The organism is Candidatus Colwellia aromaticivorans (assembly GCF_003333305.1).
Lineage (GTDB): Bacteria > Pseudomonadota > Gammaproteobacteria > Enterobacterales > Alteromonadaceae > Colwellia > Colwellia aromaticivorans.
This window is the reverse complement of record NZ_QOLD01000043.1, coordinates 1-18811: the sequence shown is the minus strand read 5'-3', so window position 1 is coordinate 18811 and position 18811 is coordinate 1. Positions and strand designations below refer to the sequence as shown.

General features: G+C 37.8%; 15 protein-coding genes and 4 tRNA genes. All 19 read left to right on the top strand.

Annotated elements, in window-relative coordinates:
* The first annotated feature begins 35 nt into the window (after nucleotides 1-35).
* The 19 genes from DWA31_RS06140 (at nucleotide 36) to wecA (ending at nucleotide 18384) form a co-directional block, all read left to right on the top strand.
* Nucleotides 36-500: a regulatory protein RecX gene (locus tag DWA31_RS06140; protein ID WP_114325358.1), complete on the top strand. Its 465-nt coding sequence runs from the start codon at nucleotides 36-38 to the stop codon at nucleotides 498-500.
* Between the two features lie 31 nt (nucleotides 501-531).
* Nucleotides 532-3162, top strand: a complete 2631-nt coding sequence (alaS, locus tag DWA31_RS06135) for an alanine--tRNA ligase (RefSeq protein WP_114325357.1) — start codon at nucleotides 532-534, stop codon at nucleotides 3160-3162.
* Between the two features lie 443 nt (nucleotides 3163-3605).
* Nucleotides 3606-3800, top strand: a complete 195-nt coding sequence (gene csrA / locus DWA31_RS06130) for a carbon storage regulator CsrA (RefSeq protein WP_114325356.1) — start codon at nucleotides 3606-3608, stop codon at nucleotides 3798-3800.
* A gap of 185 nt (nucleotides 3801-3985) precedes the next feature.
* A tRNA-Ser gene (locus DWA31_RS06125) sits at nucleotides 3986-4078 on the top strand.
* 66 nt (nucleotides 4079-4144) lie between these two features.
* Nucleotides 4145-4221: transfer RNA gene (locus DWA31_RS06120), tRNA-Arg, on the top strand.
* 162 nt (nucleotides 4222-4383) lie between these two features.
* A tRNA-Arg gene (locus DWA31_RS06115) sits at nucleotides 4384-4460 on the top strand.
* Nucleotides 4461-4720: 260 nt separating this feature from the next.
* Nucleotides 4721-4797, top strand: a tRNA-Arg gene (locus tag DWA31_RS06110).
* Between the two features lie 1105 nt (nucleotides 4798-5902).
* A complete protein-coding gene (locus DWA31_RS06105) occupies nucleotides 5903-6199 on the top strand; it encodes an OadG family protein (RefSeq protein WP_114325355.1) in 297 nt (98 codons plus the stop codon).
* 10 nt (nucleotides 6200-6209) lie between these two features.
* On the top strand, nucleotides 6210-7988 hold the full coding sequence (oadA, locus tag DWA31_RS06100; RefSeq protein WP_114325745.1) for a sodium-extruding oxaloacetate decarboxylase subunit alpha: 1779 nt from the start codon (nucleotides 6210-6212) through the stop codon (nucleotides 7986-7988).
* Between the two features lie 8 nt (nucleotides 7989-7996).
* Entirely contained in the window at nucleotides 7997-9127 is a 1131-nt protein-coding gene (locus DWA31_RS06095; RefSeq protein ID WP_114325744.1) for a sodium ion-translocating decarboxylase subunit beta, read from the top strand.
* Between the two features lie 241 nt (nucleotides 9128-9368).
* Entirely contained in the window at nucleotides 9369-10208 is an 840-nt protein-coding gene (locus DWA31_RS06090) for a M48 family metallopeptidase (protein WP_114325743.1), read from the top strand.
* Between the two features lie 368 nt (nucleotides 10209-10576).
* Complete coding sequence (locus tag DWA31_RS06085) at nucleotides 10577-11272, top strand: lamin tail domain-containing protein (protein ID WP_114325742.1); 696 nt, start codon at nucleotides 10577-10579, stop codon at nucleotides 11270-11272.
* Between the two features lie 345 nt (nucleotides 11273-11617).
* On the top strand, nucleotides 11618-11899 hold the full coding sequence (locus tag DWA31_RS06080) for a GIY-YIG nuclease family protein (RefSeq protein ID WP_114325741.1): 282 nt from the start codon (nucleotides 11618-11620) through the stop codon (nucleotides 11897-11899).
* 304 nt (nucleotides 11900-12203) lie between these two features.
* Nucleotides 12204-13250: a Wzz/FepE/Etk N-terminal domain-containing protein gene (locus tag DWA31_RS06075; RefSeq protein WP_245942509.1), complete on the top strand. Its 1047-nt coding sequence runs from the start codon at nucleotides 12204-12206 to the stop codon at nucleotides 13248-13250.
* Between the two features lie 141 nt (nucleotides 13251-13391).
* Complete coding sequence (tviB, locus tag DWA31_RS06070) at nucleotides 13392-14672, top strand: Vi polysaccharide biosynthesis UDP-N-acetylglucosamine C-6 dehydrogenase TviB (protein WP_114325740.1); 1281 nt, start codon at nucleotides 13392-13394, stop codon at nucleotides 14670-14672.
* 24 nt (nucleotides 14673-14696) lie between these two features.
* Nucleotides 14697-15104 (top strand): nucleotidyltransferase substrate binding protein, encoded by a 408-nt coding sequence (locus DWA31_RS06065; RefSeq protein WP_114325739.1) that lies wholly within the window; start codon nucleotides 14697-14699, stop codon nucleotides 15102-15104.
* A 6-nt stretch (nucleotides 15105-15110) separates the two neighbouring features.
* Nucleotides 15111-15425 carry a nucleotidyltransferase domain-containing protein gene (locus DWA31_RS06060; protein WP_114325738.1) on the top strand — a complete coding sequence of 105 codons (315 nt, stop codon included), beginning with the start codon at nucleotides 15111-15113 and terminating at the stop codon, nucleotides 15423-15425.
* Nucleotides 15422-16525 carry an NAD-dependent epimerase/dehydratase family protein gene (locus tag DWA31_RS06055; protein WP_114325737.1) on the top strand — a complete coding sequence of 368 codons (1104 nt, stop codon included), beginning with the start codon at nucleotides 15422-15424 and terminating at the stop codon, nucleotides 16523-16525. Before DWA31_RS06060 ends, DWA31_RS06055 begins: the two co-directional genes overlap by 4 nt.
* A gap of 824 nt (nucleotides 16526-17349) precedes the next feature.
* A complete protein-coding gene (wecA, locus tag DWA31_RS06050; protein ID WP_114325736.1) occupies nucleotides 17350-18384 on the top strand; it encodes a UDP-N-acetylglucosamine--undecaprenyl-phosphate N-acetylglucosaminephosphotransferase in 1035 nt (344 codons plus the stop codon).
* Nucleotides 18385-18811 lie beyond the last annotated feature (427 nt).

Genomic DNA, 18811 nt, shown 5'->3' with positions numbered 1-18811 from the left:
AAGTGGAACGGGTATTACTTGTAAAGAGAATGTAAATGAAACAAAAACAAACGGCTTTACACTGCGGAGTTGGCTTATTAGCGCGACGAGAACATTCTGAATTTGAATTAAGACAAAAGCTTAGTGTTCGCGAATTTGAAGAAGCTGACATAGATGCGGCTATTGAACGATTCCTAGATAAAGGTTACTTATCAGACACACGTTTTGCCATAAGTACCTGTCGGTATCGAGCAAATAGAGGTTACGGTTGGCGTTATATTGAGAATGAACTTAAGCAGAAACGCGTTTGCTCAATAATCATTCAACAATTGCGGAATAATTGCGAAATTGATTGGTATCTTCAAGCAGAGCTTGCGTATAATAAGCGCTTTGGTGAAAGGTGGATAAAAGATCCTAAGCAGGCTCAAAAAGAGCAAGCCAAAAAAATACGATTTTTACAATATCGTGGATTTTCACATGATGAAATTTTTGCGGTAGTAAGTATTTTCACTAGTAACTAACAGTTGAACAAACAGATTGATTAAGGCTCCCATGATTAAAAGCACCGCTGAAGTACGTCAGGCATTTTTAGATTATTTTGCCACTAAGCAACATCAAATAGTAAAAAGTAGTTCATTAGTTCCGGGCAATGATGCCACTTTACTTTTTACTAATGCCGGCATGGTGCCTTTTAAAGATGTTTTTTTAGGCGCTGAAAAGCGTAGTTATACTCGTGCTACTTCAGCACAACGTTGTGTTCGCGCTGGTGGTAAACATAATGATTTAGAAAATGTTGGTTACACAGCGCGCCATCATACGTTCTTTGAAATGCTTGGAAACTTTAGTTTTGGAGATTATTTCAAAGACGATGCGATACGTTTTGCATGGGAATTCTTAACGGTTACTTTAGGTCTGCCAAAAGAAAAATTATTAGTTACCGTTTATGAAGACGATGAAGAAGCTTTTTCTTTCTGGAATAATGAAATTGGTATACCGGTAGAGAAAATCATTCGAATTGGTGATAAGTCTCCTGATAAAAAGTTTGACTCAGATAATTTCTGGTCAATGGGCGATACTGGCCCTTGTGGACCTTGTTCTGAAATATTTTACGATCACGGTGCTGATATTTGGGGTGGTCCTCCAGGGTCTCCTGATGAAGATGGCGACCGCTTTATTGAAATTTGGAATATCGTTTTCATGCAGTTTAATCGCCAAGCTAATGGTGACATGCAGCCACTACCTAATCCGTCTATTGATACAGGTATGGGTTTAGAGCGTATTTCCGCTATTATGCAGAACGTACACAGCAACTACGAAATCGATCTTTTCCAAGCGTTAATCAAAGATACGGCGCATTTATTAGAGTGTAATGATTTAGATAATAAATCACTTCGCGTGATTAGTGATCATATTCGTTCTTGTAGCTTCTTAATTGTTGATGGGGTTGTACCATCAAATGAAGGTCGTGGTTATGTATTACGTCGTATTATCAGGCGTGCTATTCGCCATGGTCATAAACTTGAAGCTAAAGGGCATTTCTTTCATAAATTAGTGAGTTCATTAGTTGAACAAATGGGTGATGCTTACCCTGAACTAGCTCAACAACAAGCAATTATCGAAAAGTTGTTAAGAATTGAAGAAGAACAATTTGGTCGTACCTTAGATCGTGGCATGATCTTACTTGAAGATATGTTATCGAACTTAGATGGCGATACTATTAGTGGCGACGATGTTTTCAAATTGTATGATACTTATGGTTTTCCAGCAGATTTAACTGCAGATATTGCCCGTGAACGGCAATTGAATATAGATCACAATGGTTTTGATATTGCGATGGGCTTACAACGTGAACGTGCTCAACAAGCGAGCCAATTTGGCACAGATTACAATCAGCAATTAAAGTCTGATCACAAAACTGACTTTAAAGGCTATACCCGTCATTCTTATTCAGCAACCATTGTTGAGCTATTTAATTGTCATGATCAAGAAGCGGTAAGTCAGTTAAATGAAGGTGAACAAGGTTTGGTTATTTTAGACCATACCCCTTTTTATGCTGAATCGGGCGGTCAAGTTGGTGACTCTGGATTATTACATCTTGATGGTGGTGTTTTTGAAGTAGAAGACACTATTAAATTAGGTAATGCCTTTGCTCATCGTGGTGTTGCTAAAACCGATATGGGCTTGAATCGACGTGTTAAAGCAGAAATTGATATAGAGCGTCGTGCGGCTATCGTTAAAAACCATACCGCAACCCACCTTTTACATGCGGCATTACGTAAGGTGTTAGGCGAGCATGTTACCCAAAAAGGTTCATTATGTGATAGTGACAAGCTTCGCTTTGACTTCTCTCATTTTGAAGGCTTGACTGAACAAGAATTACAATCAGTAGAACAAATTGTTAACAATGAAATACGTCATAATCATGCCGGTGAAACCGAATTAATGTACATAGAAGATGCCAAAGAAAAAGGTGCGATGGCACTGTTTGGTGAAAAATATGATGATGAGGTGCGTGTAGTTTCTTTAGGTGAATTCTCTACCGAGCTTTGTGGTGGTGTTCATGTTGAGCGCACGGGTGATATAGGCATATTGAAAATAGTATCTGAGTCAGGTATTGCAGCAGGTGTTCGCCGTATTGAAGCCGTAACTGCAACGGGCGCATTAGCCTACATTAATGAGCAGAGCTTAACGTTGAGTAAAGTGGCCAGTTTAGTAAAAACTGATGTTGCCAGTGTTGGTGTTAAAGTAGAACAATTAATTACCCGTTCTAAGCAATTAGAAAAAGAAATTAGTATACTTAAGCAAGAGCTTGCAGCACATGCCGGTTCAGACTTAATAAGTTCAGCCATTGAAATCAACGGCATAAAAGTATTAATTGCCGATTTAAATGGTGTTGAAAGTAAATCATTGCGCGGTATGGTTGATGAACTTAAAAACAAAATGCAATCGGGCATTATTATGTTGGCTACCGCTAATGATGGCAAAGTTGGTTTAATTGCAGGTGTAACCAAAGACTTAACAGGAAAGGTTAAAGCTGGTGAGCTGGTTAATCTGGTTGCACAGCAAGTAGGTGGCAAAGGTGGTGGACGACCTGATATGGCACAAGCAGGCGGTAGTCAACCTGAAAACATAGCAACTGCGCTAGCCTCAGTACAACCATGGTTAGTTGAAAAATTAATTTAACAAAGTTTATTAAAATACGTATTTTTAAAAAGCCACTTGAATAATAACCAGGTGGCTTTTTTTTGAGGTCTATTTTGTGACAAAGACTAGGGTCTTTTGAGTAGTAAAGAGTGAGTGCGTATATTAAAGCTAAAATTGTGGAGTGCTGTCTTTGTATTAATTATATACAGCTACTTTGTTTAAATGTAACAAAACGGCAATAAATAACACAAATTAACTTAAAAACAACTTTAAAGCCTATTCAAAGTTAAGATAAGCTTGTTAGAATACTAAACACTTTGATGAAGTAAAAGCATTGGAGCTTTATCCTCATCTAAAGGTGGATTTTTTCGTAATCTCTACTATTACTTAAAAGGTATTATGGAAAATCAGACTAACTTTATATATTACTAGCTTATGTATATTTATTTAGTGGATCTCAATTTAAGAAAAGGAAGATGTAAATGTTAATATTAACACGACGCGTTGGTGAGACATTAATGATTGGTGACGAAGTCACTGTGACAGTATTAGGTGTTAAAGGGAATCAAGTAAGAATCGGTGTTAATGCACCAAAAGAAATCTCAGTGCACCGTGAAGAAATTTACATGCGTATTCAAGCAGAGAAAGATGATACTGAGTCCTCAGGCAACGTATAGATTATTTGTTGTAAAATTATCACGTTCTTAAAAACACCACATTTGATGGTGTTTTTTTTTGACTATCTTTTTAATGGTCGAAAATTATCATTATTGTTTGAATTGTCAGCAAACAGTTAAAAAACAAAAATAAATGCACAAAAAGGTTTGACTTATTTTTGAGATCTATTAATATGCGCACCACTGGAGAGGTGGCCGAGTGGCCGAAGGCGCTCCCCTGCTAAGGGAGTATCTGGTTTATAGCCGGATCGAGGGTTCGAATCCCTCCCTCTCCGCCATTATTTTATTTTGTGAATTTAATGGTTGTGTATCTTCATACTAAGATGTAAAACATAGTTTATTACGGGCGCGTAGCTCAGCTGGATAGAGTACCTGGCTACGAACCAGGCGGTCGCAGGTTCGACTCCTGCCGCGCCCACCACTTTTATTCGAGTGTTAAAATAAAGAATAATGGATGGTTCAAAGAAAACGAACCAGGCACTGTATAACCGAAAGGTTCGACATTTGCCAGTCCAACACTTTTCTTTAAGTGATAAAACAATGAAGATAAGCTAGTATTAAAGCTGAAAAATAAATACACTCCGGGCGCGTAGCTCAGCTGGATAGAGTACCTGGCTACGAACCAGGCGGTCGCAGGTTCGACTCCTGCCGCGCCCACCACTTTTATTCGAGTGTTAAAATAAAGAATAATGGATGGTTCAAAGAAAACGAACCAGGCACTGTATAACCGAAAGGTTCGACTCCTGCCGCGCCCACCACTTTTATTCGAGTGTTAAAATAAAGAATAATGGATGGTTCAAAGAAAACGAACCAGGCACTGTATAACCGAAAGGTTCGACATTTGCCAGTCCAACACTTTTCTTTAAGTGATAAAACAATGAAGATAAGCTAGTATTAAAGCTGAAAAATAAATACACTCCGGGCGCGTAGCTCAGCTGGATAGAGTACCTGGCTACGAACCAGGCGGTCGCAGGTTCGACTCCTGCCGCGCCCACCACATTTCTCACTCTTATTTGAGAGCAGAGAGTAAATAAACCTAGCCTTGGCTAGGTTTTTTTATGTCTGAAATAATCTGAAACCTATACCCATGATACTTCAAGATGTGCGTTTCAGGGCGCTGAACGATTCACGATTATTTTAGGCTGACGTGGCATGGATGCCACTTATTAGCAAAACAGCGGCTACGCCCCAACCATCTACTAGTAACATTGCTATAAGCATACACCAAAAATTTACGTCGTCATCCTCGTGGTGTTTTTGCCTACAGGACGTAGGTACTTAGCTTTGGTCTGGAACCACAAAGCTGAATCGAGGTTCCTGTTTTTAAACACTATGGATTTCCGATCAGAGACTTCGGAAATGACGGTGTTCCAGTTTTATGTTTACTTAAAAATCAATCTCTTAACTTTATGTTACTTAGAAGACTATGCATGGAGCACATAGTCCTGAATCTAAACTAAAAGACAATGGATCTTCGACAAAAGACTTCGAAGATGACGTATACAGTTACATCCTGAGTAAAGTACATAGGCAAGTTCTTTATAGAGAGTATTATTACTCACGAATTAACCGATCATATTAAAGTAGACTAAACTAAACCCTCCTGCACGCTGAGCTTCAATTTATTTGATCTTCGTTGATGAATAAGCGCTATGGCCAGAAGTACTTTTTCTGCGACTAACGTAATCTCAAACTAATGAATCTGTGATTAATTAATCGAGTGTATCGGACTTGAATTGATTGGAAGGCATTTAATCAATTCAATGACTATTATGAACGAATTCTAAACTAATTTAGTTGGAGTCAGTTAGTTTTAAGGTTCAAAATTAATTATTCTTAAAAAGAAATAAACCAATTAACTATTTATGTATATTGTATAAAATACTACTTATATATGCTGTAAAGCCTACATTTATTGTTATTATATTGTATACAATATCTCTTTTATGCAATTATTATTTCAATAACTGATGAAAATCACTAAATACCTCCCACTTTATGGCTTGACGTTTAGTTATTTTTCTGAAACATCAAAATAATGTTTGTTTTTAGTCAGTAGAGTGATTATTCTAATTTCATAAATTTTCGAATGAGAAGAAATAATGAACAGTATGGAACAACAGTTTTTAGAAGCTGGCACTCTTATGTTAGCCGGAATGGTGGTCGTATTCGCTTTCTTAAGCTTATTAATACTTTTTATTACTACAGTGCTAGCTAAATTAGCGATTAAATTCCCTGATCCTATCGCACCAACAACTAATCGTTCGAATAAAAACAACAAAAAAGCTGCCAGCGGTGAGATATCTCCCGCAATTGTTGCAGCGATAAGCGGAGCTGTTACTCGTTATCGCCAACAGCACTCTCAACAACCTTCTTCTTCACAGAAAGCAAAAATATAAGGGCATAATCATGAGCAAACCATTAGGTATTACCGAAGTTGTCTTAAGAGATGGTCATCAATCCATATTAGCAACAAGACTTCGCTTAGAAGACATGTTGCCAATAGCGTCAACACTTGATGACGTAGGTTACTGGTCTATTGAGTCTTGGGGTGGAGCAACATTTGATTCATGTATTCGCTATTTAGGTGAAGATCCTTGGCATCGTATTCGAGCGTTAAAAAAGGCGATGCCAAAAACAAAACAACAAATGTTATTTCGCGGTCAAAATATTCTAGGTTACCGTCACTATGCTGATGATGTAGTAGAAAAGTTTGTTGAGAGAGCCCACATTAATGGCGTTGATGTGTTTCGTATATTTGATGCGATGAATGATGTTCGTAACTTACAAACATCAATTAAAGCCGCTGTTAAAGTAGGTGCCCATGCACAGGGTACTTTAAGTTATACCGAAAGCCCTGTTCACACGCTTGAAGGTTGGTTGACTATGGCCAAGCAGCTTGAAGATATGGGCGCACATTCGTTATGTATTAAAGATATGTCAGGCTTATTAAAACCTTATGATGCCGAAGAGCTTATTAGCCGTCTAAAAGAAACAGTAGCTTTACCTATATCGTTACATTGTCATGCAACTACAGGCTTGAGCATTGCTACGCAAATGAAAGCAATTGATAGCGATATTGACGTTATTGATACGTCAATTTCTTCAATGAGTATGACTTATGGTCATTCACCAACAGAGACTATTGCGGCTATTGTTGAAGGCAGTAAACGTGCTACGGGTTTAAATGTGGAAAAAATGGCTGAAGTCGCCGCCTATTTTCGCGATGTTAGACAAAAATATGCTAATTTTGAAGGTAGTTTAAAAGGTGTTGATGCGCGCATTTTAACAGCCCAAGTTCCGGGTGGCATGTTAACTAATATGGAAAATCAACTTAAAGAGCAAGGCGCAAGCGATAAGTTTGATGAAGTATTAACTGAGATTCCTAAAGTTCGCAAAGATTTAGGTTATATTCCACTGGTAACGCCAACATCACAAATTGTTGGTACACAAGCGGTATTGAACGTACTAACGGGTGAACGCTACAAATCTGTCACAAAAGAAACTGCGGGCGTATTAAAGGGTGAATATGGTGCAACTGCTGCGCCTGTTGATGCTGAATTACAAGCACGTATTTTAGATGGTAAAGAAGTGATTACTTGTCGACCAGCTGATTTACTTGACCCCGAAGTAGATAAGTTATCTACAGAGTTGCAAGAATTAGCTAAAGAAAAAGGTATTGAACTGGCAGATGAAGTTATAGATGACGTATTAACCTATGCTTTATTCCCACAAATTGGTTTGAAGTTCTTAGAAAACCGTAATAACCCTGCAGCATTTGAGCCTATTCCTACTAAGGCGAGTACTAAGGCGGCTAAGTCATCCGAGCCAAGTTCAACCACAGCCACAGAAAACTATGCAGTCAGTGTTGACGGTAAAATTTATGATGTGATTGTGGCGCCAGGTGGTTCTATTGAAGCGATTACTCATCAAGCAGGTGATGATGCTATCAAGCAATCAGCGTCTATCACAGCGGAAGAAACCTTGAATGCACCTTTATCAGGTAATATTTTTAAAGTGCTTGTTGATGAAGGTGACGCTGTTGAAGCAGGTGACGTTGTTATCATCATGGAAGCGATGAAAATGGAAACAGAAATTCGTGCAGTGAATGCCGGTGTTATTACTAGTTTACACACTAAAGAAGGCGATTCTGTTTCTGTTGGTGATGCCTTACTTAGCTTTTCATAGGGGATAGCATGGAATCGTTAAATAAATTATGGTTATCAACGGGTTTAGCTAACTTTGAGTTAGGCCAGGTGATCATGATGCTAGTGGGTTGTGGTTTACTCTACCTTGCTATTGCTAGAAATTTCGAACCGTTATTATTATTGCCAATGGGATTTGGAGCAATTTTAACGAATATTCCAGTCGCTGGTTTTAGTGAAGCGGGCGGCTTTTTAAGCTATGTCTATCATGGTGGTATTGAAACCGGTATTTTCCCATTAATCATTTTTATGGGTGTGGGAGCCATGACGGATTTTGGCGCCTTAATCGCTAACCCTAAAACTTTACTTTTAGGGGCTGCAGCACAAACAGGTATTTTTGCTACTTTATTTGGTGCAATAGCACTTAATGCCATACCTGGTATTGAGTTTACCTTAAAAGATGCATCAGCCATTGCCATCATTGGTGGTGCTGATGGTCCTACGGCTATATTTTTAGCAACAAAACTTGCCCCAGAATTACTTGGCGCAATTGCGGTAGCGGCTTATTCTTATATGGCGTTAGTACCGATTATTCAGCCGCCTATTATGAGAGCGCTAACAACACTAGATGAACGTAAGATTGAAATGGCGCAACTTCGCCCAGTGACTAAAATAGAAAAAGTTATTTTTCCATTAGGTGTGCTGATGATGACTATCTTTTTCTTACCTGCAGCCACGCCGCTCGTTGGCATGTTCTGTTTAGGTAATTTGATGCGCGAATCTGGTGTGGTTGATCGTTTAAGCTCAACGGCACAAAATGAATTGATTAACATTACCACTATTTTATTAGGCTTAGGTGTTGGTTCAAAGTTAAGTGCAGAAGCCTTTTTGAATGTTGAAACCTTAGGTATTTTAGGCTTAGGTGCTGTTGCTTTCTCAATAGGTACTGCATCGGGCGTATTAATGGCGAAACTGATGAATAAAGTTTCTAAGGTTCCTATTAACCCATTAATCGGTGCTGCTGGGGTTTCAGCTGTACCAATGGCCGCTAGAGTTGCAAACAAAGTAGGTTTAGAGGCTAACCCTCATAACTTCTTACTGATGCATGCTATGGGCCCTAACGTGGCTGGTGTGCTTGGCTCTGCGGTTGCAGCGGGTATACTGCTAGCGTTAGTAGGATAAAGCGCAAGCATTTGCTTTTATGAAAATAAATAAAAAAACCGAGCATGTCTCGGTTTTTTTATGTCTATGCCCATGCATCAGGATCGTCATCCCCGTGGTGTTTTAATCGGGGATCCAGTGTCTAAAGCGCACTGGTTCTTCGATCAGAGACTTCGAAAATGATGTTTATAATGAATTCCTGAGTAAACACCATAGGCATATAATGTTATTATAATTTTTTAACTTCAATGCATTTACCGTTATGAAAAACTTTTATTCTATTTGTTTTATTTTGTTCGCTCTTTCTGCTTGCTCAACCTCTTCAACAGGTCGAAAGCAAATGTCGCTGTACTCGAATGCCGAGTTAAATCAGATGGGAATCACTTCATTTGATCAAATGAAAAAAGAGATCCCCATTAGCAAAGATAAAGCGACGAATGACTTTGTCATTTGTGTTGCTGATGCTATAACCGCTAATGTTTCACAATCTGCTCACCAAGGTGAGTGGGAAGTGGTGGTATTTGATTCAGCACAAGTGAATGCATTTGCTTTACCCGGTGGTAAAATAGGGGTTTATACCGGCATTTTAAATGTGACTGAAAATCAAGATCAATTAGCTGCAATTATTGGCCATGAAGTAGGGCATGTAATTGAACATCATTCCAATGAACGTTTATCCGCTAATAAAGTCTCTAACGTTGGTATGGCTGTTGCCGCTATTGCTCTAGGGGTAAGTGATGTTGATAATAAAGGCCTGTGGGTTGCTGGGTTAGGAATCGGCATTCAATATGGTGTTATAATGCCATATAGTCGCTCTCATGAAAGTGAAGCGGATATTGTTGGTCAAGACTTAATGGCTCGATCTGGTTTTGCTCCACAAGCAAGTGTTCAGTTATGGAAGAATATGTCAAAACTGAGTAAAGATTCGCCACCTGAGTTTATGTCTACCCATCCTTCAAATGAAACACGTATTAATCAATTAAATGAGCATTTAACTGTTTCTCAGCCATACTATTTAGCTGAGAGAAATACTGGAAATACCCCTCAGTGTGTTAAGCCAAAAGTTATTCCAGCTCCTCCTACTGAAAAGGCTAAAAAATAGTCTATTTGCCCTGAGCTTCGCTGTTTGCCCTGAGCTTCTCCGTTTACCCTGAGCCTGTCGAAGGGTCGAAGGGTCGAAGGGTCGAAGGGTCGAAGGGAGCTCCTCCGTTTACCCTGAGCCTGTCGAAGGGTCGAAGGGAGCTCCTCCGTTTACCCTGAGCTCCTCCGTTTGCCCTGAGCTTGCCGAAGGGTCGAAGGCTCGAAGGGATCATATCTTTGGATCTGCAGGTCAAAAGAAATAACCTCAGTTAATCTCACATCAGTAAAACAAATCAAAAAAATTAGCATTTTAAAAATCCTTTGCTAGGCTTGTTAATGTCATCACATTGAAGTGAATGTTATTAATATTACTTAAAAAAGGAATTTACTATGCTACTCAAATGGTTTTCTCGTCTATTACACATGTTTGTTTTTCTAGTACTACTTTATATCTTTAGCTATATTTTTGCGCCAATTCTGGTTGAAGCTAGCCCTATGACTAATGCTTTTATCAATGAAGTTCATTATGACAATAGTGGAGGGGATCTTGGTGAATACGTTGAAATAGCGGGTGATGTGAATATTGATTTAACGGGCTGGTCGTTACTGTTATATAACGGCAATAATGGTGAAATGTATAATTCATTCGGTTTTGATCGTTGGTCTACTATTGATGCTAGTGCGCAGTTTGGCTTTCACACAATTAAAACTACTGGCATACAAAATGGCTCGCCAGATGGCGTAGCACTATTTGATGGCTTCAATATTATTCAGTTCTTATCATATGAAGGTAGCTTTACCGCAACATCTGGTATTGCCAAAGGTTTGGTCAGCACAGATATTGGTGTAATGGAACCTTCGAATACGCCTATTGGCTTTTCATTACAATTAACAGGAAAAGGAAGTAACTATAGTGATTTTACTTGGTCTTCTCCACAAGCAAACACCTTTGGCGCGATGAATGTAGGACAACAATTCGTTAAACCTAGTGTTAATGCTATTACAGTGAGTGAACCGAGTAGTTTATTCCCGTTTTTCTTATTTTTAATTTCTGTTTTTATACTATCAAAACGTCAGTGTTATTAGGTTTTTACCCGAGCCTTCGACCCTTCGACCCTTCGACAGGCTCAGGGTAAACGGAGAAGCTCAGGGCAAACGGAGGGGCTCCCTTCGACCCTTCGACAAGCTCAGGGCAAACGGAGGGGCTCAGGGCAAGCGGAGAAAAGCATCACTTATAGTAGTTTATGCATTTCCGTTCGTCCTGAGCGCGAAGCAGTCGAAGGAAGCTCGTCCATAATACTTCAACTCTTCGACAGGCTCAGGGTAAGCGGAAATAAACTAAGGAAAACAGAAAGGAATTAGAGACACCTATGATGAAAGCTAACTAAATACATCAACTGATATTAACCATAATGACCATCAAGGAAGAATATGTTTTACGTTTATATTTTAAAATGTAATGACGGTAGTTTTTATACTGGACATACCGAGGTTCTCGACAGACGACTAGCTCAACATGATCAAGCTTATTTCAATAACTGCTATACAGCTAAGCGTTTACCAGTGGTACTAGTTTATCAAGGAGAATTTGACACAAGGGAGAGAGCATTAATTGTAGAAAGGCAGGTAAAAGGATGGAGTAGAAAGAAAAAACAAGCCTTAATAAATGACGATTGGAATGAAATAGCTAGGTTATCAAAATCCAAACAATAGTTTTGCTTCAATTTATTTTTAATCCCGCTCGCTCTGACGGCCGTAAGCTCACAGTATGAACGGAATAACTCGTTGGTCCTGAGCTTGTCGAAGGAAGCTTGTCGAAGGGCCCTTCGACGAGCTCAGGGTGAACGGAGTAATCTCAAGTTAGGCTCAGGGTGAAGGGTAGAACGGAGCAGATCAAGTTAATCGAGAATTAAGAGTCCTTTACATCCCCAACACAACTCTCATATAATATCGCAACTTTTATCAAGTCACTAAGTGACTTGATAACCCTATAAGCTTTTGATTGGTGTAATATTAAGTGTCAAAAACAATAGAAAACAGCGTGCCAAATAACAATCACGGAACGAATGAACAAAGTAATGCGGCATCTATAGCCCAGCAACAAATGTTCTTAGCACAAATGCAACAAAATCAAATGCAACAAAATCAAATGCAAGTTCAAGATGATGAAATTGATTTAGGCGAACTATGGAGAGCTGTTTGGGCTGGAAAATTCACTATTATCGCTATTAGTTTTATTTTTGCCGTCGCCTCTATTTTTTTCGCATTATCTCAGCCCAACGTTTACAAAGCCTCCGCAATTTTATCGCCCGTATCAGAAAAATCGGGTGGAGGTGGTTTAGCCGCTTTAGCCGGACAGTTTGGTGGTTTAGCCAGTATGGCAGGCATCAATTTAGGTGGTGGTGGTGGTGGTGACAAAACAGCCCTTGCATTAGAGATAATTAAATCTCGCTCATTTATTGAAAATTTTATCGCCAAGCATGAGCTATTAGTTCCTATTATGGCCGGTGAAAATTGGGATATTGCAACAGATACATTAATTTTAGATGATGAGTTATATGATCAAGTTAACAGTAAATGGATCAGAGATGTTTCTCCTCCTAAAAAAACAGTTCCCTCTTCATGGGAAGCTTTCAACGAATTTTCTGAGTTACTGAGTATTTCCCAAGATAAAGAAACCTCAATGGTTACCATAGAAATTGAGTATTTTTCACCAACAATGGCACAGCAATGGCTAACTTGGTTAATTAGTGATGTGAATGACTTTTTACGTGATGAAGATCAAAAAGAAGCGCAAGACTCAATTGATTATTTAACTAGGCAGTTAGAAAACATTCAAGTAACGACCATGGAAACAGTTTTTTATCAGTTAATTGAAGAACAAACAAAAAATATGATGCTAACACAAGTTAAAGCTGAATATGTATTAAAAACCATTGATCCGCCACAAGTTCCTGATGAAAAAAACGGACCAAAGCGTGCTTTAATTGTGGTATTAGGCACTATGTTAGGTGGCATGTTATCAGTATTAATTGTTTTAATTCGTTACTTCTCTAAAAAATAAGTTAATAATTATAATCCGTTCATCTAGAACGTATCCGTGCGCCCTGTGCCGCTTGCCCTGAGCCGCTTGCCCTGAGCCTGTCGAAGGGTCGAAGGGTCGAAGGGTTTAAGGGTAGAATAGTAATAATTATAGGAAAAATTGATGAATATTTCACTTGAAAAAGCAAGCATTGGTGTCATTGGTTTAGGGTATGTAGGTCTACCATTAGCGGTGGAGTTTGGTAAAAAATATCAAACTATAGGTTTTGATATTAATCAAACTCGTGTTGCTGAATTATCTGATGGGATCGATTCAACATTAGAATGCTCTTCTGATGAGTTAAAAGAAGCGCGGACACTAAGTTATAGCGCATCTACTAAAGATTTAAAAAAATGTAATGTCTATATTGTTACTGTGCCAACACCAATTGATGAACACAAACAGCCTGATTTAACCCCGCTTGTCAAAGCGAGTGAAATGCTCGGTAAAGTTGTCAGTAAAGGTGATGTCATTATTTATGAATCAACGGTTTACCCTGGCGCGACAGAAGAAACCTGTATACCTGTTGTAGAGCGTGTATCTGGCTTAACGTTTAACAAAGATTTTTACGCAGGTTATAGCCCTGAACGTATTAATCCAGGCGATAAAGAACACCGCGTAACCAATATCTTAAAAGTTACCTCTGGTTCGACGCCTGAAATTGCTGAGCAAGTAGATCAACTATATAAATCAATCATTACTGCAGGCACACATAAAGCAAGCTCTATCAAAGTCGCTGAAGCGGCAAAAGTGATTGAAAATACTCAACGTGATGTCAATATTGCTTTAATCAATGAATTATCAATTATTTTTAATAAATTGGGAATAGATACACTTGAAGTATTAGAAGCGGCTGGCACTAAATGGAATTTCTTACCATTTCGCCCAGGGCTAGTAGGCGGACATTGTATTGGTGTTGATCCTTATTATTTAACGCATAAGGCACAATCCGTTGGTTATCACCCTGAAATGATATTAGCAGGTCGTAGACTGAATGACGGTATGGGAGCTTATGTAGTTTCCCAATTAGTAAAACAAATGCTTAAAAGTCGTATTCAGGTTGAAGGGGCAAACGTATTAGTCATGGGGCTTACATTTAAAGAGAATTGTCCAGATTTACGTAATACCAAAATAGTTGATATTGTTAGTGAGCTTAAAGAATACAATATTAATGTTGATATAACCGACCCTTGGTGTTCAAGTGAAGAAGCAGAGCATGAATATGGTTTGTCTTTGACTGAAACACCGAGTCAAAGTCATTATGATGCTATTATATTAGCCGTTGCTCATAATGAATTTAAAGAGCTAGGAGCAGAAAACATTCATAAACTAGGTAAAGAAGCTCATGTGCTTTATGATTTAAAGTACTTATTACCTAAAGAAAGTGTGGATATGCGTTTATAATCAACATATAACAAAGGTCTTATTATGACAAGTGAAGTAAGATGGCACCAACGCTTGAATAGTTTTAATACCGCATTAAAACAACTAGAAGATGGTGTTGCTATAAGTCGTCAACGACAGTTGTCTCCTCTTGAAGAGCAAGGATTAATTCAAGCGTTTGAATATAATTTTGAATTAGCTTGGAATGTTATTAAAGACTTTTATGGCTCGCAAGGTGAAACAGATATACAAGGCAGCAGAGATGCCTTTCGTTTGGCATTTAAACGTGGGTTAATTCAACAAGGCGATATATGGATGGGAATGATCAAAAGTAGAATACAAACCTCTCATACCTATAATGAAAAAACAGCTAAAGAGGTAATTGACAAAATCAAATGTCAATATTTGAAAGAGTTTTTAACCTTGAGTTCAACCTTAGAGCTGAAAAAATAACCCTTTATGTTTGGTCTTCCTAATACTGCCATAGAACAAATGAATAATATTTTCTCTCAATATCCTGATGTAGAAAAAGTGATTATTTATGGTTCAAGAGCTAAAGGTAATTACAAAAATGGTTCAGATATTGACTTAACCCTATTGGGAAGTAACATCGACGTAGATATATTGAATAGTATATATACCGCGATAGACGATATTTTATTGCCGTATACTATTGATCTTTCAATATATCAACATATAGATAATATGGCGTTAACTCAACATATTAAAGATATAGGTAAACTTTTTTATCTTAAAAAACAGGATCTTTTGTGACTCGCTATAACGAAATAAAAAACAAATTAATTGAATCACCTAAAACTTGGTTAGTAACCGGTGTTGCAGGGTTTATCGGTTCAAATTTACTTGAAAGTTTATTATTGCTTAATCAAAAAGTGGTAGGTTTAGATAACTTTGCCACTGGTCATCAACATAACCTTGATGAAGTTAAAAGCTTAGTATCGAAAGAACAGTGGGAAAAATTCACTTTCATTGAAGGTGATATTCGAGACTTTGAAACTTGTGGAAAAGCAGTAATCGGCATCGATTATGTTTTACATCAAGCTGCGTTAGGCTCTGTGCCACGCTCAATTGCCGATCCTATTTTAACCAATTCAGCTAACATAACCGGCTTTTTAAATATGCTAACCGCCGCAAAAGAAGCTAAAGTTTCAAGCTTTACTTATGCAGCAAGTAGCTCAACCTATGGCGACCACCCTGCATTACCTAAAGTTGAAGAAAATATTGGAAATCCTTTATCGCCTTATGCAGTAACCAAATATGTAAATGAATTGTACGCTAGCGTATTTGCAAGAACTTATGGATTTAAAACAATAGGTTTGCGTTATTTTAATGTATTTGGCAAGCGACAAGATCCAAACGGTGCTTATGCTGCTGTAATACCTAAATGGACAGCAACCATGATAAATAACGAAGAGTTATTCATTAATGGTGATGGCGAAACTAGCCGAGATTTTTGTTTTATCGAAAATGTAATACAAATGAATATTCTTGCCGCCACAATAAACACCGTTCAGCCTGAGCCGTCTCCGTTTGTCCAGAGCATTTCCGCTTGCCCTGAGCTTGTCGAAGGGTCGAAGGAAGCAGTCGAAGGGAAAGAAAGTGAAGTTTATAATGTCGCCGTTGGTGATAGAACAACATTGAACGATTTATTTGGTGCAATTAAAGATTCATTAATTAAAAACGATGTAAATGTATCAATTGAACCTACTTATAGAGACTTCAGAGAGGGTGATGTACGTCACTCACAAGCTGATATTTCAAAGGCTAAAAATGCATTGGGCTTTTCACCTGAATTTAGAATTTCTGAAGGTATTGATAAAGCCATGCCTTGGTATGTTAAGTTTTTAAAGTAGAGTGTTTATAAAAGTACATGGCTATGCAGTTAACTCAGGATGTAACTGTATACGTCAGGACAATATGCTCCTGCATTGTCTAATAAACTACATCCATGTAGCGTATCTTCGAAGTATCTTATCGAAGATCTATTGCGCTTAATACATTAGATCCCCGATTCAGCTTTGTAGTTCCAGACCAAAGCTAAGTACCTACCTACATCCATGTGTAGGCAAAGAAATCACGGGGATGACGATCCTGAACCATCTACATAGGCACGTAAAAGTATTAGTTACAGGTGATGTGAATTTTATAGGCTTCAGAGTTTTTCGATACATTATTGAAAATATATAAGATTCAGTTGTTAATTTTGATATGCGAACCTATTGGCGATAAAGAAGAATTGAATGGCTAAGCTCTTATAATAAAGAGCTTTTTTAATTAATAAATGTTAGTTGAGTGCATCAATATATGCCTCAATGACAACATTTTTTGTCTCAGGTAGTAAATTTAGCTGAGTTTTGATGTTGAATAAATTCAACACTAATGTTTCAAAATTAAATATTAGTGTTGGTAAATAGGTGAGTTTTTTACTGCACTACTCTAAAAGTTACAGTATAATATCGCCGAATTTAATTTGTTGCTAAAATCGATTGATCTATCTCAAGTTAGCCTAATTGAGATAAAGTTAAAAGTTGTGATAGTGATATAAGGACAGTAGAAATAGATTATTACTGTCTATTGGGTACTTAACTCATTTTTTGTAAAAGATGCTACGCCTAATGGCACCAAATGAAAATGGAACGATATTTGAGATCTAACAGGAACGTTACCGGAACTTAATATGTATATATTAGTTACAGCATTCACCACCTTTTGCTTTGCAATTTTAGCCATAAAATTGTTTAAGCCTGTTGCTATTGAAGTTGGTTTAGTTGATAAACCAAACGAAAGAAAGCACCACGCAGGTCATATCCCTTTAATTGGTGGTATTTCAATTTATGTAGCCGTTCTGGCTGCTAGTCTTCTATGGTTACCCAATACACTAGAATTACGTATGTATCTTATCGCATCAGCGATGATGGTGTTTATTGGTGCTTTAGATGATAAATTTGATTTACGAGTAAGAATTCGTATTGTGGGTCAAATTATTGTTGCCAGCTTAATGATTTATGGTGTTGGCGATTCAATTTCAAACCTAGGTAACCTTTTCAGATTAGGTGATGTTGAACTTGGTCCCTTCGGTGTGATATTTACTTATTTAGCCATTATCGTCGTGATTAATGCATACAACATGGTAGATGGAATTGATGGCCTAGTAGGTATGTTAAGTTTAAATACTTTTAGCGCTATTGCTATTTTGTTTTTAATGAGCGGTAGTCAAGGTTATTTAAGTTATCCGTTAATATTGGCTACAGCCACATTACCTTATTTAATCTTTAATCTCGGTTTGTTCAAAAAACTCACCAAAAAAATATTTATGGGTGACGCCGGAAGTATGTTTATCGGTTTAAGTGTTATTTGGTTGTTGTCAATGGGCACACAAGGTGAAAATGCATCGTTTCGACCTGTAACCGCATTATGGATATGTGCAATACCATTAATGGATATGCTAGCGATTGTCTATCGCAGAGTAAAAAAAGGTAAATCGCCATTTAAGCCTGACAGAGATCATTTACATCACATTCTTCAACGTGCTGGTTTGTCATCAGAACAAACATTAGTGTTTATTTCTTTTTTCGCTGTATTAATGTCACTCATTGGCCTGTTAGGTGAGTACTTTGAAATAGCAGAAAGTACTTCGCTGTTGTTGTTTATTTTGATTTTTGTACTTTATAACAAATATGCGCGGCATTTTAGTTGGAAGTATGTTGAATAAAAGCTCTGAAGAACCACTATTCAGTAGGTTTTTTTAATGGTTTTGACCATTGAAAATTACCTTGATGACGATTGTTTTACCTAATAAGATGATAAATAATTATACGTGCCTATGCACTTTACTCAGGTGCTCATTGATAACGTCATCTTCGAAGTCTTTTGTCGAAGATCCATTGTCTTTGAGTTTAGATTCCAGCCTAAAACACCACTGGAATGACGTTTTCGAGCAATTTTGAATTGTTCCTGATTGATCTACATAGGCATGTAATTATATTTTAACAGAGCGTAGCGAAAATCTCGGGGGCTTGCCCCCGTGCTGAATAGTGTGGACTGGGCGAAGCCTAGTCTATATTATTCAGTACATGGAACTTCAAAGAAATACGCATCATGTTTTCAGGCTAATGTATCATTTTGTCTGGATACCAAAA